The sequence below is a fragment of the Bradyrhizobium sp. DN3 genome (assembly GCF_041357655.1).
Classification (GTDB): Bacteria; Pseudomonadota; Alphaproteobacteria; order Rhizobiales; family Xanthobacteraceae; genus Bradyrhizobium.
Genome location: NZ_JAULLN010000016.1, coordinates 185,616 through 207,874 on the forward strand (window position 1 = coordinate 185,616; position 22,259 = coordinate 207,874).

The window sequence follows — 22,259 nt, forward strand, 5'->3', positions numbered from 1 at the left end:
CAAAGCGATAGGCCCATTAGCCCGGATGGATCGTGATATCCATGGTTTCGTCGCTGTCCCCGAACGGGTCGGCAAACCGATCGTCTTCCAGCAGCTTGACGCCGCACAGGCAGACGTCACCTTCGATCACGGCGAGCGCTACCGGCTCAAGCGATTGTCCATCGCAGGGGCCGTCGATGCAAATCCCAGTGTCGATCTCAAATCTTGCACCGTGCCGGCCGCACCTGAGAAAGGAGCGGTCCGCCGAGAAAAACGCACCGGAGCCGATGTTGAGCCAGACGCTCTCATGCGGACAACGATTGACGTAACCAAAATAGTCGTTGCCGAAGGTGCGCACCACAATAATTGGAAAGGGCCGGCTCTCGCCCCTATCATCGATCCGCGACAGGCTAAAGCCCATGGCCCCACTCCGCTCGATGGCATCGGCCGGACAGACGGCAAAAACCTCGATCTGATCGCTCATCAGGTTGTCGATTATCGGTTCGCTCATCCCGGCTTCGCAGTTTCCTGCTTGAAGGCATCGATCGCAGTCCGGCTCAGCCGAAAAATCCCACGGCCACGAGCGAGCTGCCGATAAGCCGAGCTGGCACGGGCGTTGAGGACATCAAACCATTGGTCCGGCGTGAGCTTCGCCGGACGCTCGCTGATTTGGATCACCCTCCCGTTCGGACCGAAGCGGACGTGGATGATGACTTGTTGCGAGTTCATACCGATCCCCTGTTTTGGTAACTCTAAAGATCCCGAGCGGGCACCGAGGATCTCGACGGTGATGTGCTTGGTTTGGGCGCCTCAAGCCGCGCCTTGGATGTGCCTTTTCTACTATCGAGCAGGTCTTCTTCGCGCTCGCTTGGAACATTTCTCTTGCGGCCTTCCCAGACGAGTACATGCCTCCGCGCATCCGGCTCGCTCCCGCCATGTGGATCACGATGTGCGCCCGGCAACGCTGCCACAAACGATTATCCTCCGTCCCCTTGCTCATCTCTCGCGACGACAAAAACTACGATCATCGCAATTCACTCCTCGTTCTTCCGTGTCGTGGATGACGAGCATCTCAGTAAATCGCTGCACCCGCTCCCACGTTGATCGATGCATCTTTCATGGTCTCGACGATAAACTCGATGTGCTTGCTCGTGAGATGGGTGTGAAACGGAAGCGCCAGAGCGCGATCGGCTATTTTTTCCGTAACCAGGAAATCGCCACGCCGATAGCCGAAGTCAAAGTAGTGGCGTTGCAAGTGCAGCGGCTGGCTATAGGCAGCGGATTCAACCCGTGCGCCTCGCAGATCATCGATAATGGCGTCGCGCCCCGATCGCGTGAAGCGTGTCCCCAGATGAACGAGATAAAGCAACCAGTTCACCTCGGTCACATCGGGGCCAACATAAGGCGGCTTGATGCCCTCAAATGACTGCATATGCGCGTTGTAGAGCTGCTCGACCAAGCGACGCCGCTCTAGGATTTCATCGAGTCGCTTGAGCTGCGCCAGGCCCAAGGCAGCCGTGAGATCGCTCATGCCGGCCTGGTAAGGTGCCGTGCTACCGACAACAACGGAGGAGCGTTCATCCAGGCGATGGGCGCGATGGCGACGTAAGCCGACCGCGATGTCGATATCGTCGGTCACCACCATTGCGCCTTCGCCACAGGTTAGGGCCGCCGGCTGGGCAAAGTCGAACACCGCGAGGTCGCCAAACGGCCGACGAGCTCACCCTTGTAGCTCGATCCGATCGCCTCGGTGGAATCCTCCAAAAGCAGCAGCTGATGGCGCTGCGCGACCGCGCGCAGTTCAGACCACGGCGCGGGATGACCGTTGGGATTGCCGGCGACAATCGCCCGCGTGTTGGCCGTGATGCGCTCTTCGGCCTTCGCTGGGATCAATGCTCCCGACCAATAGTCGATATCGGCAAATACCGCTCGTGCGCCTGCGAGGCTGATGGCATGCGCGGTCTCACGAAAGGAGTAGGGCGAGGCGATAACCTCCTGCCCCGGGCCGATGCCGAGCGCCTTCAGCGCAAGCAGGAGCCCGATGGTACCACTGGAGACCGCAACAGCATATTTGCGGCCAAGATACGCCGCGAAAGCCTGCTCAAACGCCTCAGTGATCTGCCCGTTGGAGATTTGCGGCGAACAGAGCAGCGTTTCCACGGCAGAGAGCTCGGCGAAGGTGATATCGGGATCGGACAGTGGAATGAAAAATGTATTTTCCTCCACAGTGTGCGCGCCATCAAGCCGACACTCTGCTAGTTCAGTGCTCACCGTCCAACATTCCTTTTGGCCAATACGATGCCGGTCGCCCGCGTTGGATCGGCCGTAATCTGCACGCAGTGATCCGATCGATCGAGCAGATGAAGGTCGAAACGAGGAAACTTCCGGAACGGCTGATCCGCCACATCCGACGCATCACAGCGCACCCAAGCAAGCTGCGGAAAGCGGCGCCGCAGCTCGACAAACGGACCCATCTCGGCGCCATCGGCTGCAAGCAGCCGCTCGATTTCGATCAATTCCTCCGCGGTGAGCGCCATCGTGGCTCCTCTATGACTCGTCAAAGGCGGTTCGTCATTGCCAGAACAGACGCTCCGGATCCGCGTTCAATTCGTCGATTGCAGAAGTCAAGCGATGGTAAAGGCTGTAAAATTCCCAAATTCCTCGCGCGTGGTTCTTGCGAAACAGCTTCCAGATCCCGCTCACGGCATCATAAAGAATCAGCGCGACGTCGATGAGAGCGCCATCCTTGTCGATGTTGCGCGAGCAACAGGGGCTCTCAACGAGGTAGCCGCCCCTCACCTGCGTCACGTTCGGCGAGACGTAGAGATAGCGCTTGCGCGAGCTCAAGCCGCGCTCGATCCGTTTGCGATCGAGCTCGTTGGGGTGAGGCACCAGCCCGGCCTTTACCTTTCTCATCAGCGCGGCATTCATGGCGAAAGCCTCCCTTCAAAGCACCGTGATTTCTTCTTCAAGACAGCCGATGAGCAGCTGCTCACCAAAATCGACAATATAGATCGGCACGTTCGCTTCGGTATGGATAGCGACGTTGATGATCTCGCCGGTCGCTCCGGCGGCGAGCAAGACTCCCTCGGGCTCCGTATTGGGAAATGAGCGGTCGTTGATGAGGTCGACTGCGGTTTTGACCCGCTGGCCCCGCCGATATTTCGGAAAGCCGGGCTGGGTCATGACTCCTCCGGCAATGGCAGATCATCGATCTCCGCGCAGGCGTCCACCGGCTCTAGTTCCTTGCGCTTCATGCCAACACGGTAGCCGCTTTCCAGAAACTCGACGCCGTAGATGTAGAATTGCTGCAGGAACGTGCCGATCGAGACGACGTAACCCACCTCTCCCTTCTTGACCAAAACGTCGCCAATCTCCTTGCCGCGATAGGTGCCATCATTGCGGATGGTGCGATTGGCTCGCAGCTTTTGGCCAAAGCTGAAGACAGGCGGACCGCTGAGCTCGACGACGTCGCTGTCGCGAACAATGCTGGTCATGTACCGTTCCTGATGCATCGCTCTCTCGTAGAGGTGCAGGGACGCCGCCTGGCCCACCGCAGGCGAGATCCTCTATCATTTCGTGCTCGCGCGGCATCGTCAGTCACATCGACGATGGCAGCGCCGCCTGAAAGGCCGCTCTCGACGTCGCGAAGCGCCTTTGGACCGCCACGCGGAATGAAATGCTCGCCAGGGCCGTGCTGCCGACCAGCAACAGCACGATCGCAGGGCAATCCAGCGCAGTCGTCGTCCGTGATGGAGGACCGAACGTCGGCGCCTGCGCCTCCGCCAACGCGCAGCACGAAGCTTGCGACGTTTTCAGCACCAGCTCTCGGCATGCCGTTCATGGGGGTTCACGCTTTAGGCTGGCGCCTGGTAGCGAGGCAAGGACGTGTCAACCACGCAGGTATTGTCGACCGGACAGGCGGCGACACATTGCGGCTCGTCGAAATAGCCAACACATTCAGTGCATTTTGCCGCTTCAATGACAAAGCTGCCCCCCTTCTCCGAGATGGCAACGTTCGGGCATAAGGGTTCACAGGCTGAGCAGCTCGTACACTGCGAGGCGATGATCTTGAATGGCACATATTCCCCCTTACGCTGCAGAGATCAGAGATCCTTGCCGGATCGCGGCGTCGCCGCGCTGCGCGTGCTGGATCTCCCCGCGTTTCACCTTGTCCAGATAGGATCTGAACCAGGCAATCGCCGACTTCTCAATGAACTCATGGGCGTATTGATCGACCGGCTCGATCCCCGCCTTGATCAGATTGCTTTTCGGGCAGCCGCCGATCTTGGACACGAAGACCGCATGACAGTCACGGATGCCATGCATGATGGCGGAAAGCCTATCCTCCTCGCCATAACCGCTCTGGCAGTAAACGTCCACGCGGCGGTGGCCGACGAATTTGGCGCCGGATGTAGAAAGTTCGTACACCTGGAACTCCTTTGCATGCCCAAAGTGCTCGTTGATCAATCCCGAGCCCTTGGTTGCGACGGCCACCAGAAGAGTGATCGCGCTCATCTCTCCGGCAAATTCCGCAAGCTCCTTTTGGCCGGCCGCGATTTTGGCGGCACGCTCATCCTCTACCCTGTCCTGATACGCCTTGCGCATCTCTAAGTCATATTGGACGTCCATTTTCATGACCTGATCGGTGGTGAACTCTGCGCTGCGATCCTCCCCGAGTAGACCGACCGCATCGGCGCGGCACTGGCGGCAATGCCGCATCATTTTTATCTCCCCTTCACAAGCATCTTGCAGCGACTTCAATTCCTGCGCCGTCGGTCCGCGCTGACCGTTGAGGCCAAATACTGTGCCGTGCTCGGGCGCGGAGATCAGCGGCATGATATTGTGAAGGAAGGCACCACGCGACTTTACCGCCCTGTTGACCTCGACCAGGTGGTCGTCGTTGATGTTTGGGATCATCACCGAGTTGACCTTGCACAGGATACCCCGTTCGCTAAGCATCTCGAGGCCTTGCAGCTGGCGATCGGTGAGTATCCTTGCCGCGTCGATGCCGGTGTAGCGCTTGTGGTTGAAGAAGATCCACGGATAGATCTTGGCGCCGATTTCGGGATCGACCATGTTGATGGTGATGGTGACGTGGTCAATTTTGGACCTGGCGATGGTATCAATATAGTCCGGCAGAGCCAGTCCGTTGGTTGACAGACACAGCTTGATGTCGGGAGCCGCCTTGGCGACCAGCTCGAACGTCTTGAACGTCTTTGCTGGATTGGCCAGGGGATCGCCGGGACCAGCGATGCCAAGCACCGTCATCTGGGGAATGGTGGTCGCTACCGCGATAACTTTTCTTACCGCCTGCTCAGGCGTGAGCTTCTCGCTCACCACGCCCGGACGCGATTCATTGGCGCAGTCGTATTTTCGGTTGCAGTAATTGCACTGGATGTTGCAGGCAGGCGCGACCGCGACATGCATGCGGGCGTAATGATGATGCGCTTCTTCGCTGTAGCATGGATGGTTCTTGACCTTTTCCCAGATTTCGGTCGGCAGATCGCCTTGGCCTGCCTGCGAGCCGCAGCTCGCCTGCCCGGTCTTGGCCAAAGCGCGGCAGCCCTTATGCTCGGCGGCGGGCTGCATCATCTTGCCGCTATCCACTGCAGCTTTGGCATATTTTCCGCGTTCGACGACCGCGTTCATTTTCATCTTTCCCTGCAGGCATCATCGGCCACCCAGGACCATCCGTGAGCGAACCTCAAGAAGCCGGGTAGCAACTTGCATGCCATGGCGGAGACGATGAAATTGCAGCCATACGCCAACGCGTTAGCGGAAACGATCGTCTCTGGCGCATCTGAGAACAGCAATGATGCTCTTGTTGACGATGCGACAGATACGTCGTCATTCTCACGCAGAGCTCCATGGCTTGCGCATTCATTCTCGCACTAAGCTCGCCGGAACCCGGCTCCATCTGAACGGGTTTTCTCGCGTTGCGGCTCTCGCAATATGCCGATACGAGCTGGGGGATCCGGGCTTCACAAGGCCACTAATGGGTCAGCAGTATCTCAATCGCCCAAGGGAGCCCAATCGCAAGCGGTGTCAGGCCTTGCTCGAGTAGGAAGCGGAGCTCGTTGTGAGAGAGCGCGTCCGGATCAACGATCGCATAGTGGGTGTCGGCCGAGCGCTTGATGATCTGCCGCGCATAGCTACGCAACAGCTGGTCGTTGAAGCGACAGCCGATGAAGAGAAAGGTCTGTCCGGTTCGCCTTTCCTTGACGATGTCCGGAATTGGCGTCTGAATGTCGATTTCGGTCAACGCCTCGACATAGTCAGCGTCGGAGATAAGGAAGTTGTTGGCCGGCTGCACGCTGCCATGCGGCTTGTACAGCACCGTCGTCCAGCTGCCGGCCACGGCATTGTCGACCTCTTGGCCAACAGAATCGTAAAAGCGATACCAGCGGTTCTCCCCAATGCCGACGCGGGTGATACCCTGCACTTCGCCCCATCCATCGCGCTTACCCAGCGCCGCGCGCATGGCGGCATCATACCAGGCGTCTACTATGACGGGCAGCGACAAGGACGCAAGATGATGGTGCAACCGCGTCGGCTCGACTGGCCGAGCGAAGGCCTGCGTCATCAATGCCGTCACGGCGGACCGATGTTTGCTGATCTCGATATGCTGCGCCGACGCCCACGCATTGCCCCTAGCCCGCCGCGGCAGCGCAACCTTGCTGGCGAAGAAGCCGGCCAACGCCTCTGGTGTGGTCGGAACATCGGATCTGCACAATTCGGCGAGGCCAGGACCGAGATAGGGAACAATGCTCGCGGCCCTCAGGCCGGCAGCGATGTCCACGAGCGTGGCCTTTGCATCGGCCGCATCGACAAAGTCGATCTGCGGGGGCGCCTTCACGGATCGTCCCCGTTCTCGCCCCGTTTTTTAGCGTTGATTGTGATCGGTAACCGTGTGTCGCTCGCCATCTCGGGCAAATCGAGCACCCAGCCATTAGCTACTTTGATCCAGCCGCCCCATAGCGTCTCGTACTCGGATTCCACGATTGGCTCTTCGAGATCCTTTTTTGGCACGTAGATCGACAGGCCCGCGTCCGGAGACCGGCGGATCATGATTTTCACGAGGTCAACTCCCTGACTGTGACGCGGGAGGTGGCGCGCAGGCGAGCCACGATGTCGGACACTGCGCACACGACCTCATCGACCTCCGCGAAGGAGGTTTCACGCGACAGAGAAAAGCGCACCGCGCCGCGTATCCGCCACGCCGGCACCTGCATGGCACGCAGAACATGCGATGGCTGCATTGAGCCGGAGTTGCAGGCTGATCCGATCGACACGGCGATGCCCGCCCGATTGAGATGGTGAGCGATGGCTTCGGCTTCGAGATGATCGAAGGCAATATTGGCCGTGTTCGCTAATCGATTGCTGATATCGCCGAGCGCAACGCACTCGCCATTGTGCAAAATTCCCTGCTCAAGGCGGTCGCGCAACGCGCTAATGCGAACGCGCTCCGGTTCGAGCCGCTCCGCCGCAAGCTCGGCAGCCTTTCCGAGGCCGACGATGCCGGGAATATTCTCAGTCCCACCGCGGCGCCCTCGTTCCTGTGATCCGCCGCAGATCAGCGACCGGAATTTTGTCCCTTTGCGCAAATATAGCGCGCCGATCCCCTTGGGGCCGTGCAGTTTGTGCGCGGATAGCGACAGCATGTCGATCGCACTGTCCTTTAGGTTCACGCGCTCCTTACCGATGGCCTGGACCGCATCTGTGTGAAACAGCGCGCCCGCCTCACGGGTCAACCCGGCCAGAAACTCCACAGGAAACATCGTTCCGGTCTCGTTGTTGGCCCACATAACCGAGGCAATCGCTGTGCGTGGCCCGAGCGCGCAGCGAAACGCCTCGATGTCGAGCCGTCCGCGGGAATCTACGGGTACGATGTGCGTCTTGACTCCTCTTGCCGCCAATTGCTCGGTTAGCGCAAGAACGGCGGAGTGCTCTACCGAGGTGGTGACGATCTCGTCGCGGTCTTCCTGCGTCGCAAGCGCAGAGAGGACCGCGGCATTATTGGCCTCGGTCCCTCCCGATGTGAAAACGATTTCATGATCGTATGCGTTCCCTAGCAGGCCCCGCAAGCTGCGCCGGGCCTGCCTCAGAGCGACTGCGACCTCGCTGCCAAAGGCATGCGTGGACGAGGCATTGCCGAATTGCTCGGTGAAGAACGGCAACATGGCTTGCACGACGGATGGATCGGTCCGTGTCGTTGCATTGTTATCGAGGTAAATCGGCACTCGATTTTCGCTCAATCCACTGCCTCGCCTGCAGCAGCTACGGGGATCAGGCGAACCAATTCGCCGAGTTTATCGACCAGCCGCGCCTGAATGCCTTCCAGCGTCACCCTCGAAAGCTTACACAACGTGCAGGCACTGGTCAGCCTGACGATGACCCTGCTGCCATCAATTCCGATCAGGTGACAGTCGCCACCGTCGCGTTGCAGATTGGGTCGGATCTCTTCGATTGCGCCGCGAATGCGACGCTCTCGGTCTGTCGCAGTGGACGACGATTGCCTTAGCTGTTCTGGTTCGGCCGGCATGCTTCGATGTCTGCTCCTCATCAGCTCGAACGATTTTTTTCATCAGCTGAACGATTTTCCGCAGGAGCAGTTCGCGGTGGCGTTCGGGTTATGAAAGGTAAAGCCAGAGCTCTCCAGTGCCATCACGAAATCGATGGTCGTACCGACCAGATGCTCACGGCTCTTGTTATCGACGAACACCTTCAGCCCGTCGCATTCGATCACGGTGTCGTCAGGCTTCGCTTCCTCGGCCAGACCCATGTTGTATTTGAATCCATTGCAGCCGCCTGCTTCGATCATGACGCGCACCCCGCCGGTCGGGTGCGCCGACGATGAAATCGCGCTCTTGATTGCATTCACTGCGCTATCTGTCAGGTTGATCACGGCTTTCCCTCATCAGCTTGGATTTAGCTACCAAGGGCAAGTCACGTGCCAGCGCGCAGACGCTTGATGATGCTCACTTTTTCGGATCGCGGCTGTTGGCTTTGGGACCGGTGTCGGGTTCCTGACAAGGCTACTTGAGGCGATCGCAGCCCATTGACGCGTTTTCTTTCTAAGCTACGACGAAGGCCGCGACGCATGCAACGGCAAGCAATTTGCATCGCATCTGGCACCGGCCAAGGCGTCGGTTAAGAGCTTAGATCGAGGAAGAATTTAATGACTGCAATCGAGAACACCGCACTCGGCAGACTTGAGAAGGAGGGCCGCCTGCTCAATGCCGTACTCAAAGGCGGGACTACCAAGCCGGGCCGGTTCGGCTTTCGCGGCGACGTCGCACTAAAATTCCAGACTCAAGTCGCGGACGAGAAACGGCCGCCGGACTATTCGATCGAACAGGTGTTGACGATCGCGCAGGACGGAGAACGCACTATTCCGGTGCTGGCCGGCTACCTGCATTCCTTCGCCTATCTTGCTGACGTCGCGACCGTCCTTGACGGTGCCTTAAGCCAAAACGGCAGCTACTTCATCTTCTGCAACAACATAGATTTGCTCGCGAAATATCGAATCAAGCTCGGTGATATTAATTTCCACGTCCTACCGTGCGATGAATCCACCGTTTGGAAGGAGATGATGGACCTGGTCGGGCTCAACAAGGACGACATCAAGAAGCTCGATCCGGGCGGCAAGCTTGATTACCTCCTCGATGCCGCAAAGGATCTCGATTTGTCCTATGAGGAGATCTCGTACCACGACGGGCTAAAGAGGATGGAGCCCGTGAAAAACCGCAACGAAAACCGGCCGGTCTGAGCGCGGTCTTCAGTTGTTGGGAGATGCATCGTCTTCGACAAGACGCACACCGAGGACACAGATATCACCATCCAGAACCGCCAACGCGATCGGTGTGAGCGCTCTACCCTGACATGGACCTTCGACGCACCGCCCGGTGCCGAGTTCGAAGGTCGAACCGTGCTTGCCGCACATCAGCCGGATACCGTATGGATCGAGGAATTCGTTCCGCTCCCAGTCCAAATTGACGCTGTTGTGCGGGCATTTATTGACATAGCCAAGCACCTTTTTGCCCCAGCGCACCACAATGATGGACCACGGCCGGTGATTGCCGTCATCTTCGACGACCATAAGATGGAATCCCATGGCCTGGCGGCTCGGAATCTCGTTAAAGCCGCAAATCGCATAGATGGGATTTGGCTGCATTCATCGCTCGTTTATTGCAAGACGTTCTTCATTGTCGCTGTGCAATCAGCCCCTGCAAGAACCCTACAAGTGCCGGAACGGATCGTGTTTCTGGCAATCCAACGCGCAAGCTTCGCCATTGCGGCACACTTCATTGGCCCGGGCGCATAATTCAGACCAATTCGCACGAGCATTGAGCCTTGCTGCCCTTTCCATGCTGGCTGCGCAGCTGCAGCTTTCGCGCTTCAACCTTTCTGGACCATTTGCCGGAGAGCTAACGCGGTGGCTGGTAGCCGCCTTCGCTCACGCAGCTTCGACTGCGCCTGAAACGTGGGTCTGGCAGTTGGCCGGGCAAACCCTGGCGCATGCACCACAGCCGATGCAAGCGCCCTGATCGTTCAGAATCATGACCTTCTTTTCGATTTCATCGTCCTCGTCATTGTCGAGGTCGACAAGTTCGCCCTCCTCGTTGATACCTTTCAAGGTCATGACATCTCGACCGCACACCTTGAAACAGCGGCCACAGCCGATGCACTTCTTGCTATTGATCGAGATCAGATATTCTGGTGTCCAGTTGCGTCCATCGCGCGTTGCAAATGACATGGGTCGGGCCCCCTTTAAGTATTTTCCAGCGCCTTCAAATCATGGCTCTTGCGCTCGAGTTCGGCATAGGCATTGTGCGCCTTCTGCGCCACCACCATGATTGAGGTCCAGTTGACGGGCAATTCTTCCGAAAGATCGTGCAGATCCATCTTGGCTTGTGTCGCCTTGACAGACAGCTTCTTTAGTTCTGCCTTCAGTGTTTCACGATCGCTCATGAGTATCCCCAATAGTTCGCCACGTCCGGAAATTTCCGAATCAGGTCGATTCCGTCGCTGACATATTTGTCGCCCTCCTGCGCGAGCTTTACGAAATTAGGAAATCCGAAGCGATGCACATCGCGCAGCTGCTTGTTCACGGCGATCAGCCGGCCTGAGATGAGCACCATGCGGCCGAAGCCTTCATGATGCAGATCCAGGATCGGCTGGATCATCACACCGGTTTCCCTCTCGATCGAGAGCGCGACCGCATCGAAGAACAGCTTAAGCCGCCACAGCGTATCGGGATCAGGATCACCGATAATCGGCAATGCGCGCCGTTTCTCCTTGTCCAGGATATAGGGTTCGAGCAGGTCAAGATCGCTCTTCGCCTCCCAGGCTCCGTTGGTATCCTGAGCACGCCAAATCTTGATCAACTCCTTGAGGAACGGCGCGTCGACGGCGCTGCCCTGCTGCTCTATTTTTGCGGTCATATCACCTCATTCATCGAACTCGAACGTACACCGTCGGTCCTTTGCCATGGCCTTGCGTAGCCAGGGAGGTGGCGTGCCCTTCAGTATGCGCTCGAGTTTTTCGAGCAACACCAGAATGCTTTCTGGCTTATTCACCTTGATAGGATGGATCTTGTTGGCCACCACTCGCGCAGCCCCGGCACCGCCAATGGCGGCGACGTAAAGGATTGCGCAATCCTTGATCGCCTCGATCTTCGGCGCCAACTTGTCGTCGTTGCCGTCTTCCTTAAGATCGCCCTCAAACTCAATCGCTTTGAGAAACACGTGCCCGCCAGGCGTGACATCGTAGATTGCGATATTCTTTGCCCAACCAAAATGGGCATCGACGCGTCTCAGGTCCTGAGTGGCAAATGCGACCTTCATGCAATCGACCTCTCAGCTGCGCCGGTGGAGCTGCGATACCCCGAGCATCGTGGTAGTCCGGCCGCAGTCCGCCATCTATCGGGCGTAGGCTGATCGTTCTCCTCGCGGTGCGCGATCACGAGATTGGCGATTTCGAAGATCAGATTGCGGGTACCACGATAGCCCACGGATAGTTGGTGTCCCGCGCCAAGTCGATCGAACATCGGAAACCCCATACGATAGAACGGCACTTTCAGCCGGGCCGCCGCTTGCCTGCCATGCGAATGCGTGATCAGCAGGTCGCAATGCTTTGTTTTGGCAAGCCCTTCCAGATCCTCGAGATCGCCAATGAGTACCTCCTTGGTCTTGATCCGCTCGATCACCTCCGACTGAGTGGTCGTCACGGCCGCGGTCACGTGCGCGCCCATGTCGTGCAGCATGCCGGACAGATCGAACAGAAGGTCTGGCTCAGCGCCGATCGCAACTTTGCGACCGCCAATATGGAAGTGCGCGTCCAGCATTGCATCGGCGAGCTGACCGCGCTGGCGCCGATATTTCAATGGTATGGGGCGGCCGCTGATCTCGCTCAAGAACGTCATGAATTCGTCGTTCGGACAGAGACCACACAGCCGCTCGAAGACACGAAAAGGCACGTCGGTCTTGACCTGCATGACCTCTGCCGCTCGCCGCATCTGCGCGCCGATTGCAATCGTCCACCCGGCGCGGCCCATGCTCGCAATTTCGTCGACGCCGATGCCGCCGATGGTCGTTGGCGTAAACTCATCGGGGATATGCCCATCGAGCGATCCCGCGAGGTCAGGGAGGAAGGACGGGCACAACCCGAAATCCTCCAATATGACACGGAGTTCATCCAGGTCGCCGGGCGTGAGGTGACATCCCGGCAGAACATTCACCTTCGATGGATCCCGCAGGCCATTGGCGCTGGGCCCTTCCACCAGCACCTCCACAATGCGCGCCACAGCCTTCTCCCAGCCGTCCTGGAACGCGCCCTTGAAATCAGGCGTCGAGACATACACCAGTGGCAACTTTGCAAGTTGCGGATGCTTGCTCCGGATGAGCTTGAGGTAGGCATCCACATCGTCGCCGTTGGTCTCAGTGACACCGGTCGAGCAGATTCCGATGATCTTTGGCTTGGTACGGTTGTAGATGTTCAGTATCGCCTGCTCGAGATTCTCATAGCCGCCGAGTACGGTCGCGACTTCGCTCATCGCGGTGGTCTGCAGCGGTACTGCCTCTTTGAAATGCCGGACAAAGAGCGTGAGCCCGAAGGATGTGCACCCCTGGGATCCGTGCAGAAGCGGCATCGCCCCGCGCAGCCCCATGAAGGCGAATGCGCCGCCGATCGGCTGGCTCATCTTCAGCGGGTTGACAGCGCAGGCCTTTGTCGGCGCCGTGACGATGGCCATGACGCCTCCCCTATTCTGCGGCCTGTCGCATGGCAGATGGCTCGGACACCAAGATACCTTCGATGCGTCTTTGGCAGCAGCCACCGACCGCATTGGTATGCTCTCTGACCGCTGCGACGCTCCTCAGGCCGTGCGCGTAGATTGCATCCTCGATCGTGCCCAGATCGACCGTGTTACACACGCAGATCTTCTTGGCGCGGCGCGCGGTTTCGGCGAGCGTCGGATCACAGTCGATCGCGGCCACCGGCGATTGCATCTGCTCCATCGCCTTGGCCAATGCGTCCCATGGTGCCGGTCGACGTAGCTGCTCCCACATCGGACTGGAGAGCGACTTATCGATCTCCTCCACCAGCTTGACCATTCCGACATAGCCCATATAGGCGTGGCAGCGCTCCTGGTTGATATCGAGCCAGGGCATCGCCGCTTTCAGCGCGACGAACTGCGACTTGCCGCCCGATAGCATGATGTCCGCTTTTGCGTCCTTCAACATCTTGTACATTTCGCGCGGCGTCATGTCCTCGATCATGTGGGCATCCTGCCCCATGAGCTCCTTGATGCGCTCCTTGTCTTCCCTGGTTGATTTCTTCACGCTGGTTCCGACTAACTCAAGCCCGGCTTCCTGGAGTGCCGCAACGACCGACCATGACTTGACGCCGCCGGTAATCAACAAGGCCTTCTTGCCTTCGAATCGTGGCTTGTACGGCTCGATCGCAGCCCAGGCCCACGCCTCCTCGCGCGCGATCACCGCTTCGGTGCGGCGGAGCAGATCTGTCGGCGCGCCGCGTTCAACCAATAAGCGGGCAAGCTGACGCAGCGATTCGCTCGAATCTTGAATACCGTAGAACGACCCCTCGAAGAACGGGATCCCGTAGCGTTCCTCCATCTTGCGTGCGACGTTGATCATGGACTTTGAGCACACCAACATCGCCGCCCGCGCGCGATGAGATGAAGCGACTTCGCGATATTTGCCATCGCCGGAGATGCAGGAGAGAATCCGTATTCCAAGCTCGTCTAGCAATGGCTTCACTTGCCAGAGCTCTCCCGAAAGGTTGTATTCCCCGATCAGGTTGATATCGTACGGCGTGGTGTAGTCCGGTTCTTGCGTCCCGATTACATAGTCGAGCAAAGCCTCGCCGGCGAGCTTATTACCGAGGTTCTTCGAGCCGACGAAGCCCGGGGAATTGATCGGGATCACCGGCTTTGCGAACCTTTGAGATGCTGCCTTACAGACTGCGTTGATGTCGTCGCCGATCATCGCCGGGATGCAGGTTTGATAGACGAAGATGGCGGGCGGGTCGCACTTGTCGATGATCTCCTTGATCGCTTTGCAGAGCCGCCTCTCGCCTCCGAATACAATATCGGTTTCGCTCAAATCGGTTGTGAATGCGGTGCGCCACAGATTCGAGCCGGACGACGCCGCGCCGCGATTGTCCCAGGAATTACCTTCGCACGCGATCGGACCATGCACCAAGTGAGCGACGTCAGTGAACGGCTGCAGCGCAACCTTGGCGCCATCGAAAGCACAGCCGCCGGCGGCGCTACCCGGCTGCAGCTGTTTGGTGCAGCCCTTCTTCCGTTCAGCCTCCGACTTACTGCCATTCTTGGCGCAGCCCGGCTCGTCGAAAATATTTTGGACCGTGGCCGCTAGTGAACTCATCCCTTTTTCCTCTCAGCGCAAACTAATTGCATGGTCAACCGTCGTGTGCTTGTGCCATCGTCGAGTGCTTGGGCGATGGCACGCGCACGGTCGCTCATCAACGAATGATGTCGAAGCTGTAGTCAGTTTTGCCAAGAACGTTTGTCTTCTTGTCGATCTCGTCGAAGATCTTGTCCAGGATCTTCACCAGCACATTCAGGCCGCCCTGATAGCCCCATAGGGGGGAGCGGTGATGGTGATGCCGATCAAAAACCGGAAAGCCGATGCGGATCAGTGGCGTTCCGGTATCACGCTCCAGATACTTGCCATAGGTGTTGCCAATCAGAAAATCGACCGGCTCGGTGAACAGGAGTGAACGCATGTGCCAGAGGTCTCGGCCCGGATAGGCTTGGCACCCCTGCCCAAATGGCGAGCTAGCAAGCAGCGCCTGCATTTTTTCGTGCCACGCCTTGTTGCCGTTGGTGGACAGCACATGGGTCGGTTCGGCGCCGAGTTCGAGCAGAAACGCAGCCAACCCATAGCAAAGATCCGGATCGCCATAGATCGCGAACTTCTTGCCATGGATATGCGAGCTGGAGTCAGCGATGGCATCGACCAGGCGGCCACGTTCTCGCGCGAGTTGCTCGGGAATTTCCTTGCCGCTGATGCGTGACAGCGCCACGAGAAAGTCATCCGTTGCGGATAAGCCCACCGGGTAGTTGAAGGATACGACGTCCTGCCCATGCTCAGCCACGAATGGCAGCGTTTTTTCGGTGCACCACTGCTGCATGGAGATTGTCGCCTTGGCGTGAACCGCGTTGGCCGCATCTTCCAGCGTCGTGCCGCCGTCATACATCCGGAATTCGCCGTCTGTCGGAGTATCGAAGACTTCAGAATTATCGGCGAGAATCGTGTGCTGGATGCCCATCAACGCCAAGATGCGCTTGATCTCGCGAAGGTTTCCGACGGTATAGCCATCGAACCCACCAATGATGTTGATCGCCCCGTTCGGCTTGCGCTCCAGCTTCGGCGCTGTTCCGGCCTTGCCGTCCCAAAAATGCTCCAGAATGCCCTTGAGCGCATTGTCATAACCGGTGACGTGGCTGCCGACGAACGCCGGCGTGTGGGCGAACGGCACGTCGAAGTCCGCCGGAACCGAGCCTTTCTCTTTTGACGTCTTGATGAAAGCGTTGAGGTCATCGCCGATCACCTCGGCCATGCAGGTCGTGGAGACCGCAATCATCTTGGGTTTGTACATGTTGTAGCTGTTCGCGAGCCCGTCGATCATGTTGTTCAGGCCGCCGAATACTGCAGCGTCTTCCGTCATCGACGAAGAAACGCAGGAGCTAGGCTCCTTGAAGTGCCGCGACAGATGGCTGCGGTAATAAGCCACGCAGCCTTGCGAGCCGTGGACGAAGGGCAGCGTGCCCTCAAAGCCAACAGAGGCGAATACGGCGCCAAGCGGCTGGCAGGCCTTGGCCGGATTTACCGCTAGCGCCTCCCGCGCAAAGTTCTTTTCGCGATATTCGGCCGTTTTCGTCCATTCCTTGATACGTTCGACCTCGGCGGGATCGCGAGGATTCTCGAATATCTTTTTCTTGGCCAGCATCTGCTGGTATTCTGGACCGCGGAACAGTTCGAGATGATCGACCACGTGTTCGGCACTCTGCGCCATTGTTGAAGTCCTTCACTATCGAGATTGGTATCGCCCCGGCTTTCCCAGAGAGCGAGATGAGTTGCTTTATTCTGCAGCCAGGAGCTTGGCCCTCGAAGCTTCCTTCCAAGGGGCCTTCGTTTTCTTCCAGACCGGCGAGTTGACGGCCATGTCCATGTCGCGCGCAAAGATCGCAAAGCCGTCATAGCCGTGATATGGACCCGAATAGTCCCAGGAGTGCATCTGCCGGAACGGCACACCCATCTTTTGGAAAACGTATTTTTCCTTGATGCCCGAGCCGACAAGGTCAGGCTGGAGCTTTTCGACGAAGCGCTCGAACTCATAGCCATTGACGTCATCGTAGATGAGCGTGCTGTCCTTTACGTAGTGCTGAGCTGTGCGCTGATAGTCGTCGTTGTGACCGAACTCGTATCCGGTGCCAATGACTTCCATCCCGAGGTCCTCGTATGCGCCAATCACATGACGCGGACGGAGCCCGCCGACGTACAGCATCACCGTCCTGCCCTCCAGGCGCGGGCGATATTTCGCGATCACGGCGTTCACCAGCGGTTGGTACTTTTCAATCACCCGCTCGGCGCCTTCCTTAATCTTGTCGTCGAAATAACCCGCAATCTTGCGCAGCGACTCTGCGATCTTTGACGGTCCGAAGAAGTTGTACTCGCACCACGGAATACCGAACTTCTCTTCCATGTGGCGAGAGATGTAGTTCATGGAACGGTAGCAATGCAGAATGTTGAGCTTTGCCTTCGGCGTTGCCTCGAGCTCAGCCAGTGAACCGTCGCCGGACCACTGCGCGATCACCCGCAGGCCCATCTCCTCCAGCAGAATTCGTGATGACCAGGCGTCGCCGCCAATATTGTAGTCTCCGATGATCGCAACATCGTACGGCGTCGGCTCGAACTTTGGCTTGCCGTCGGGCTCGAGCTGGTCGAAAATCCAATCCCGCACCGCGTCGTTGGCAATGTGGTGGCCTAGTGACTGCGACACGCCCCGAAAGCCCTCACAACGGACCGGCACGATGGTCTTGCCGCCATATTCCTTGGATTTCGCTCTTGATACGGCCTCGATGTCGTCACCGATCAAGCCGATCGGGCATTCCGATTGGATCGTGATGCCGTTGTTGAGTGGAAACAGCTCCTGGATTTCGTCAAGGATCTTCACCAGCTTTTTGTCGCCACCGAATACGATATCCTTTTCTTGGAAGTCGGAGGTGAACTGCAGGGTCACGAAGCTATCGATGCCCGTCGTGCCAACGTAATAGTTGCGTCGCGAGCCCCACGAATACTGACCGCAGCCAACCGGGCCATGGCTGATATGGACCATGTCCTTGATCGGTCCCCAGACCACCCCCTTTGACCCTGCATAGGCGCAGCCTCTGATCGTCATCACGCCAGGTATGGATTTGATGTTGGACTTCACCCCGCAGTCAGACTTGCCGGCTTGGTGAACGTTGAGGTGCTTGGCACGCCGTTTCGCGGTTTTCTCCGGATAGACCTTCAGCACCTCCTCGATCAGCTCTTTGTTGCGAGCCCTGATTTCTGCGATGCTCTGGGTCGTGGCGAGACTCATCTGATGTCCTTCAAAGGTTAGCTGTTGCGAGGGCGGCTTCTTGACCAAGACTTTTGCAACCAGCATGCCAGCGTCGCGTGAGCACAAAAAACACAGCAATCAAAATCGCTTAGCGCGCCTCGTGCGGTGAAAGGGGGTGTTGTTGCGAACCCGACATCACGCTTTGGGCAGAGAACTCTTGGTTTGGCCCTGTTCGAAAAGGAACAAGGGCTGGCTATGCGTGAATTGCCCGCCCAATTCTCGAGCGTGTCCGCGATCGCAGTACTCTGCGATCGCGCTCACCGAAGGCGGCCGTGCAGGAAGACCGGCTGCAAGGCCGGCTGGCCGACACAGGCTTGCCAATGCTATCTATGCTTGCTGAGACCTACAGGTGCTTACCTGCTGCGATGACGATGAGGTGCATGACCTCATCCTCCAGACTTCAATGCGAGCTGCCTCGCCACAGGACGTCGTAGGCTCGCCGAATCACGAGAACAGCTGCCGCGCCTTGATAAGCGCACGCACGAGCACATCAATCTCTTCACGTGTATTGTAAAGTCCGAGCGACGCACGGCACGTCGCCAGCATGCCGAAGCGCTTGAGCAGCGGCATCGCACAGTGGGCCCCCGCCCGCATCGCTACACCGGCGCGGTCGACGACGGTGGCAATATCATGCGCGTGCGCACCCTTCATATCAAAACAAATGATCGGTCCCTTCTCGGCCGGGGTCGCGATCATGCGCACGAAGTTGATATCCGCCAGCCTCTCCTGCGCGTAAGCGAGCAGTACGCTCTCGTGCCTGCGGATCTGCACCTTGCCTATTGAATTGATGTAATCGATAGCCGCGCCTAAACCGATGGCTTCGACGATCGGCGGCGTACCCGCTTCGAACCGGTGTGGCGGATCACCATAAATGACTCCGGAACGCGAGACCTCGCGAATCATCTCCCCGCCGCCATTGAAGGGCGGCATCGATGCCAGATGCTCAGACTTGCCGTAAAGCACACCGATCCCAGTCGGACCATAGAGTTTGTGGCCCGTCATGACGTAGAAATCGCAATCAATGTCGCGGACGTCGGCGCTCAGATGGACGCATCCTTGCGAGCCGTCGACGAGCACCGGGATACCACGAGCATGCGCGATCCTCACCACCTCTTTCACCGGCAACACCGTGCCGAGCACGTTCGACATTTGTGTGATTGCAACCATCTTGGTGCGCGGGGTCAGCAGTCGCTCAAAATCATCGAGCAAAAAGTTTCCGTCATCATCCACTGGCGCCCATTTGATCACTGCACCGAGTCGTTCCCTGAGAAGGTGCCATGGCACAATGTTGGAGTGGTGTTCCATAATCGAGAGAACGATCTCATCACCGGGGGTAATGCGTTCACGGCCAAAAGTCTGGGCGACCAGATTGATCGCCTCCGTGGCGCTCCGGGTGAAGATGATCTCTTCGTTTAAATGCGCGTTCACAAACTGCGCCACCTTGGTACGGGCGCCTTCATACGCCTCGGTCGCCGCGTTAGCGAGGTAGTGCAAGCCGCGATGAACGTTGGCGTATTCGCTGGAGTACACCTGCATCATACGGTCAAGCACCGCGTTGGGCTTTTGCGCGGATGCAGCGTTATCGAGGTAAACAAGCGGCTTGCCGTACACCGTCATGGCCAGCGCAGGAAAGTCAGAACGCAGACGGTTGACCTCGTAACTACCATTGCTCACGGCGGGATGTGCGCTCATCGCCCCGCCTGCAGCCAGTGTTCAGCTTGCGCTGCCACAAAATCGCGTAGATTCTCGGAAGTGATCTCCTCAATCGACTCGCCAAGGAACGCTTTAATCAGCAACATCTGCGCATCCTTCTCGGGTAGCCCCCGAGCGCGCAGATAGAATACGAGAGTGTCGTCGAGCGCACCGGAAGTCGCTCCGTGGCCGCAGGTCACGTCGTCAGCCAAGATTTCAAGTTCGGGCTTATTGTCGGCCTCGGCCTGGTCCGATAGGAGCAACGCTCGCGTCGTCAGGGTGGCGTCCGTCTTGCGGGCGGCGGGACGAACGACGATTCTGCCCTGAAACACCGAGCGGCCGCAATCGTCGACGACCGCGCGGAACTTCTCCCGACTGGTGCAATGTGGTACGGCGTGGTCGACCACGATCGTTGTGTCGGCGTGCAGCTTGTCCCTGATGAGATTAACCCCATTCGCCGAAAGCTTGGTTCCCTCGCCGGCCAGCGTGATGAATCCCTGATAGCGACTGATGGAGCCGCTGCAGGTCATGCTGAAGAGGTCGAGCTTAGCCTTGGCGCCGACTGCGATGATCGCCGAGGAGATGTTCACGGCGTCGGAGGCATCGGCTGCCACGCGGATATGCGAAAGGCTCGCCTCGTCACCAACCAGGGCGATTATCGCATCGTTGGCTTGATAGCCGCTCGCGCCTTCAGCCGGGACGAAACTTTCGACGATGGCCGCATGCGCTCCTTTACCGAGCTGCAGATAGGAGCGTGTAAAGGTGGACACCGACAGTCCGGTTGCGACGTGAATGATTTGAATTGGACGCTTCACCGCATTGCCATCGGCGACCGTAATCACCAGGCCATCTGTCGCCATTGCGGCATTGAGCGAGATTGCCGGATCGCTCGTCGTCGACAGCACCAGACCGGCCATGGCCGCAGTGGCCGAATTCTCCAGAACCTCTCGCAGCGACCGCACAACGACTTCATTTTCAAGCCCGCCGAAATCGGACAGCTCCGGCGCGAATATGCCATCCACCAAAACGAGCTTGACCGCCTGATCGGCAGCCACTTGCTTGGCCGACACCTTTGCGCGCACCAGCGCCTCCGCATCCGGTCGCGGAGCGAGTGGCAGCACCTCGCCGATCAGGGCGCGTAGATCAGTGTATTTCCAATCCTCCATGCGCCGATGCGGGAGGCCGGTACGCTCGTAGAGCTCGAATGCCCTCGCCCGGATTTGGGGGAAAGGGCCTGCACCAGGCAGCCGTCCACGCGCCGCAGCGAAAACATTGTGCATTGCGCGTTCGGCGTCGGCTTTGGCAAAAACCTGCTTCATCGGGGAATCCCTAGAGCCGTCAGGCCGCGTCTTCGAATTGGGCGTAGCCACAAGCCTCGAGCTCCAGCGCGAGTTCTTTTCCGCCGCTCTTCATGACCCGCCCTTTCGACATCACGTGCACAATGTCCGGCACGATATGGTCGAGAAGCCGCCGATAGTGGGTGATCACGAGCATCGCTCGTTCCGGCGAACGCAAGGCGTTGATGCCGCTGGCGACGATACGCAGCGCGTCGATATCGAGGCCGGAATCGATCTCGTCCAGGATGCACAGTCTCGGCTCGAACAGCGCCATCTGCAAAATTTCATTGCGCTTCTTCTCGCCGCCGGAGAAGCCGACATTGACGCTGCGCTTGATCATGTCCTGGGGAATGTTGAGCGAACCGGCCGCCTCGCGGACTCTTTTCAGAAATTCGGGGGTGGAGAATTCCCGTTGGTCGCGCGCCTTGCGCTGGGCGTTCAGTGCCGCCCGAAGGAAGTTCATGTTGGTCACGCCGGGGATCTCGACCGGATACTGGAATGCCAGGAACACGCCCTTGGCGGCGCGTTCATTTGGCTGCATCCGCAACAGGTTCTCGCCCCTGAACAGGATTTGTCCGCCGTTGATCTCATAGCCGGGCTTGCCGGCGATGACATGAGAGAGCGTCGATTTGCCGGAGCCGTTCGGCCCCATGATCGCGTGCACCTCACCCGCATTGACGTCAAGATCGAGGCCGCGAATAATTTCGCGGTCTTCGACACCAACCTGCAAATCTCGGATTTCGAGTAGCGCCATTCTGATCCGATCCCTGAAATGCGTCATCTGGCGAGCCGCATTCGAGAGGGCTCGCGGGAGGTTTGGTTATCCGACAGATCCGTCGAGCGAGATCGAGATCAGCTTCTGCGCCTCCACTGCGAACTCCATCGGCAGTTTTTGCAGAACGTCCTTGACGAAGCCGTTGACGACGAGGCCGACGGCCTCTTCTTGGCTGACGCCGCGCTGGATGCAGTAGAACAGCACGTCCTCGGAGATCTTCGAGGTCGTCGCCTCGTGCTCGAACGTCGCCGACGAATTTTTGGCTTCGATGTACGGCACGGTGTGCGCGCCGCATTTGTCGCCGATCAACAAGGAATCGC

General features: G+C 58.4%; 26 protein-coding genes and 1 pseudogene. 1 reads left to right on the forward strand and 26 read right to left on the reverse strand.

Going from position 1 to position 22,259, the window contains the following annotated elements:
* Window positions 1-16: 16 nt before the first annotated feature.
* The 13 genes and pseudogenes from AAE027_RS23610 to AAE027_RS23670 all read right to left on the reverse strand — a co-directional run bounded on the left by AAE027_RS23610 (window position 17) and on the right by AAE027_RS23670 (window position 8,887).
* A complete protein-coding gene (locus AAE027_RS23610; protein ID WP_370988708.1) occupies window positions 17-490 on the reverse strand; it encodes a Rieske (2Fe-2S) protein in 474 nt (157 codons plus the stop codon).
* A gap of 561 nt (window positions 491-1,051) precedes the next feature.
* Window positions 1,052-2,205, reverse strand: a pseudogene (locus AAE027_RS23615) (DegT/DnrJ/EryC1/StrS family aminotransferase).
* Between the two features lie 41 nt (window positions 2,206-2,246).
* Window positions 2,247-2,516 (reverse strand): hypothetical protein, encoded by a 270-nt coding sequence (locus AAE027_RS23620; RefSeq protein WP_370988707.1) that lies wholly within the window; start codon window positions 2,514-2,516, stop codon window positions 2,247-2,249.
* 34 nt (window positions 2,517-2,550) lie between these two features.
* Entirely contained in the window at window positions 2,551-2,910 is a 360-nt protein-coding gene (locus AAE027_RS23625; protein ID WP_130212184.1) for a DUF3024 domain-containing protein, read from the reverse strand.
* Window positions 2,911-2,925: 15 nt separating this feature from the next.
* The gene (locus AAE027_RS23630; RefSeq protein ID WP_091881703.1) at window positions 2,926-3,165 is read right to left on the reverse strand and encodes a nitrogen fixation protein NifZ; all 240 of its coding nucleotides are present in this window, start codon (window positions 3,163-3,165) and stop codon (window positions 2,926-2,928) included.
* Window positions 3,162-3,476: a nitrogen fixation protein NifZ gene (locus tag AAE027_RS23635; protein WP_130212183.1), complete on the reverse strand. Its 315-nt coding sequence runs from the start codon at window positions 3,474-3,476 to the stop codon at window positions 3,162-3,164. The genes AAE027_RS23630 and AAE027_RS23635 overlap by 4 nt, the downstream gene beginning before the upstream one ends.
* Before the next feature lie 360 nt (window positions 3,477-3,836).
* Complete coding sequence (locus tag AAE027_RS23640) at window positions 3,837-4,061, reverse strand: 4Fe-4S binding protein (RefSeq protein ID WP_091881697.1); 225 nt, start codon at window positions 4,059-4,061, stop codon at window positions 3,837-3,839.
* Between the two features lie 10 nt (window positions 4,062-4,071).
* A complete protein-coding gene (nifB, locus tag AAE027_RS23645; RefSeq protein WP_370988706.1) occupies window positions 4,072-5,631 on the reverse strand; it encodes a nitrogenase cofactor biosynthesis protein NifB in 1,560 nt (519 codons plus the stop codon).
* Between the two features lie 343 nt (window positions 5,632-5,974).
* Window positions 5,975-6,838 carry an SIR2 family NAD-dependent protein deacylase gene (locus tag AAE027_RS23650; RefSeq protein WP_370988705.1) on the reverse strand — a complete coding sequence of 288 codons (864 nt, stop codon included), beginning with the start codon at window positions 6,836-6,838 and terminating at the stop codon, window positions 5,975-5,977.
* Window positions 6,835-7,059: a putative nitrogen fixation protein NifT gene (nifT, locus tag AAE027_RS23655; RefSeq protein WP_018319613.1), complete on the reverse strand. Its 225-nt coding sequence runs from the start codon at window positions 7,057-7,059 to the stop codon at window positions 6,835-6,837. Before nifT ends, AAE027_RS23650 begins: the two co-directional genes overlap by 4 nt.
* Entirely contained in the window at window positions 7,056-8,237 is a 1,182-nt protein-coding gene (gene nifS, locus AAE027_RS23660) for a cysteine desulfurase NifS (RefSeq protein ID WP_130212181.1), read from the reverse strand. The genes nifT and nifS overlap by 4 nt, the downstream gene beginning before the upstream one ends.
* Entirely contained in the window at window positions 8,234-8,524 is a 291-nt protein-coding gene (locus tag AAE027_RS23665; RefSeq protein ID WP_130212180.1) for a NifU family protein, read from the reverse strand. The genes nifS and AAE027_RS23665 overlap by 4 nt, the downstream gene beginning before the upstream one ends.
* Before the next feature lie 42 nt (window positions 8,525-8,566).
* Window positions 8,567-8,887 (reverse strand): HesB/IscA family protein, encoded by a 321-nt coding sequence (locus AAE027_RS23670; RefSeq protein ID WP_370988704.1) that lies wholly within the window; start codon window positions 8,885-8,887, stop codon window positions 8,567-8,569.
* Between the two features lie 273 nt (window positions 8,888-9,160).
* On the opposite strand from AAE027_RS23670, the gene AAE027_RS23675 reads away from it, so the two are divergent.
* Entirely contained in the window at window positions 9,161-9,751 is a 591-nt protein-coding gene (locus AAE027_RS23675) for a hypothetical protein (RefSeq protein WP_370988703.1), read from the forward strand.
* Between the two features lie 9 nt (window positions 9,752-9,760).
* On the opposite strand, the gene AAE027_RS23680 is transcribed toward AAE027_RS23675, so the two are convergent.
* The 13 genes from AAE027_RS23680 to AAE027_RS23740 form a co-directional block, all read right to left on the reverse strand.
* Window positions 9,761-10,156, reverse strand: a complete 396-nt coding sequence (locus AAE027_RS23680) for a Rieske (2Fe-2S) protein (protein WP_018319617.1) — start codon at window positions 10,154-10,156, stop codon at window positions 9,761-9,763.
* A 282-nt stretch (window positions 10,157-10,438) separates the two neighbouring features.
* A complete protein-coding gene (gene fdxB / locus AAE027_RS23685; protein ID WP_018319618.1) occupies window positions 10,439-10,738 on the reverse strand; it encodes a ferredoxin III, nif-specific in 300 nt (99 codons plus the stop codon).
* A gap of 14 nt (window positions 10,739-10,752) precedes the next feature.
* Complete coding sequence (locus AAE027_RS23690; protein WP_018319619.1) at window positions 10,753-10,953, reverse strand: CCE_0567 family metalloprotein; 201 nt, start codon at window positions 10,951-10,953, stop codon at window positions 10,753-10,755.
* Entirely contained in the window at window positions 10,950-11,426 is a 477-nt protein-coding gene (locus AAE027_RS23695; protein WP_091881680.1) for a NifX-associated nitrogen fixation protein, read from the reverse strand. Before AAE027_RS23695 ends, AAE027_RS23690 begins: the two co-directional genes overlap by 4 nt.
* 6 nt (window positions 11,427-11,432) lie before the next feature.
* Complete coding sequence (gene nifX / locus AAE027_RS23700; protein WP_370988702.1) at window positions 11,433-11,828, reverse strand: nitrogen fixation protein NifX; 396 nt, start codon at window positions 11,826-11,828, stop codon at window positions 11,433-11,435.
* Window positions 11,825-13,234: a nitrogenase iron-molybdenum cofactor biosynthesis protein NifN gene (gene nifN, locus AAE027_RS23705; RefSeq protein WP_091881673.1), complete on the reverse strand. Its 1,410-nt coding sequence runs from the start codon at window positions 13,232-13,234 to the stop codon at window positions 11,825-11,827. The genes nifX and nifN overlap by 4 nt, the downstream gene beginning before the upstream one ends.
* A gap of 10 nt (window positions 13,235-13,244) precedes the next feature.
* Window positions 13,245-14,891, reverse strand: a complete 1,647-nt coding sequence (gene nifE, locus AAE027_RS23710; RefSeq protein ID WP_370988701.1) for a nitrogenase iron-molybdenum cofactor biosynthesis protein NifE — start codon at window positions 14,889-14,891, stop codon at window positions 13,245-13,247.
* 97 nt (window positions 14,892-14,988) lie between these two features.
* The gene (nifK, locus tag AAE027_RS23715; RefSeq protein ID WP_370988700.1) at window positions 14,989-16,545 is read right to left on the reverse strand and encodes a nitrogenase molybdenum-iron protein subunit beta; all 1,557 of its coding nucleotides are present in this window, start codon (window positions 16,543-16,545) and stop codon (window positions 14,989-14,991) included.
* 66 nt (window positions 16,546-16,611) lie between these two features.
* Window positions 16,612-18,114, reverse strand: a complete 1,503-nt coding sequence (gene nifD, locus AAE027_RS23720) for a nitrogenase molybdenum-iron protein alpha chain (RefSeq protein WP_130212209.1) — start codon at window positions 18,112-18,114, stop codon at window positions 16,612-16,614.
* Window positions 18,115-18,579: 465 nt separating this feature from the next.
* On the reverse strand, window positions 18,580-19,827 hold the full coding sequence (locus AAE027_RS23725) for a cysteine desulfurase (RefSeq protein ID WP_018319626.1): 1,248 nt from the start codon (window positions 19,825-19,827) through the stop codon (window positions 18,580-18,582).
* Window positions 19,824-21,146 (reverse strand): Fe-S cluster assembly protein SufD, encoded by a 1,323-nt coding sequence (gene sufD, locus AAE027_RS23730; protein ID WP_370988699.1) that lies wholly within the window; start codon window positions 21,144-21,146, stop codon window positions 19,824-19,826. The genes AAE027_RS23725 and sufD overlap by 4 nt, the downstream gene beginning before the upstream one ends.
* A gap of 19 nt (window positions 21,147-21,165) precedes the next feature.
* On the reverse strand, window positions 21,166-21,918 hold the full coding sequence (gene sufC, locus AAE027_RS23735; RefSeq protein ID WP_370988698.1) for a Fe-S cluster assembly ATPase SufC: 753 nt from the start codon (window positions 21,916-21,918) through the stop codon (window positions 21,166-21,168).
* 66 nt (window positions 21,919-21,984) lie between these two features.
* Window positions 21,985-22,259, reverse strand: a 275-nt coding sequence (locus tag AAE027_RS23740; protein WP_370988697.1) for a SufD family Fe-S cluster assembly protein, incomplete at its 5' end; no start/stop codon positions are given.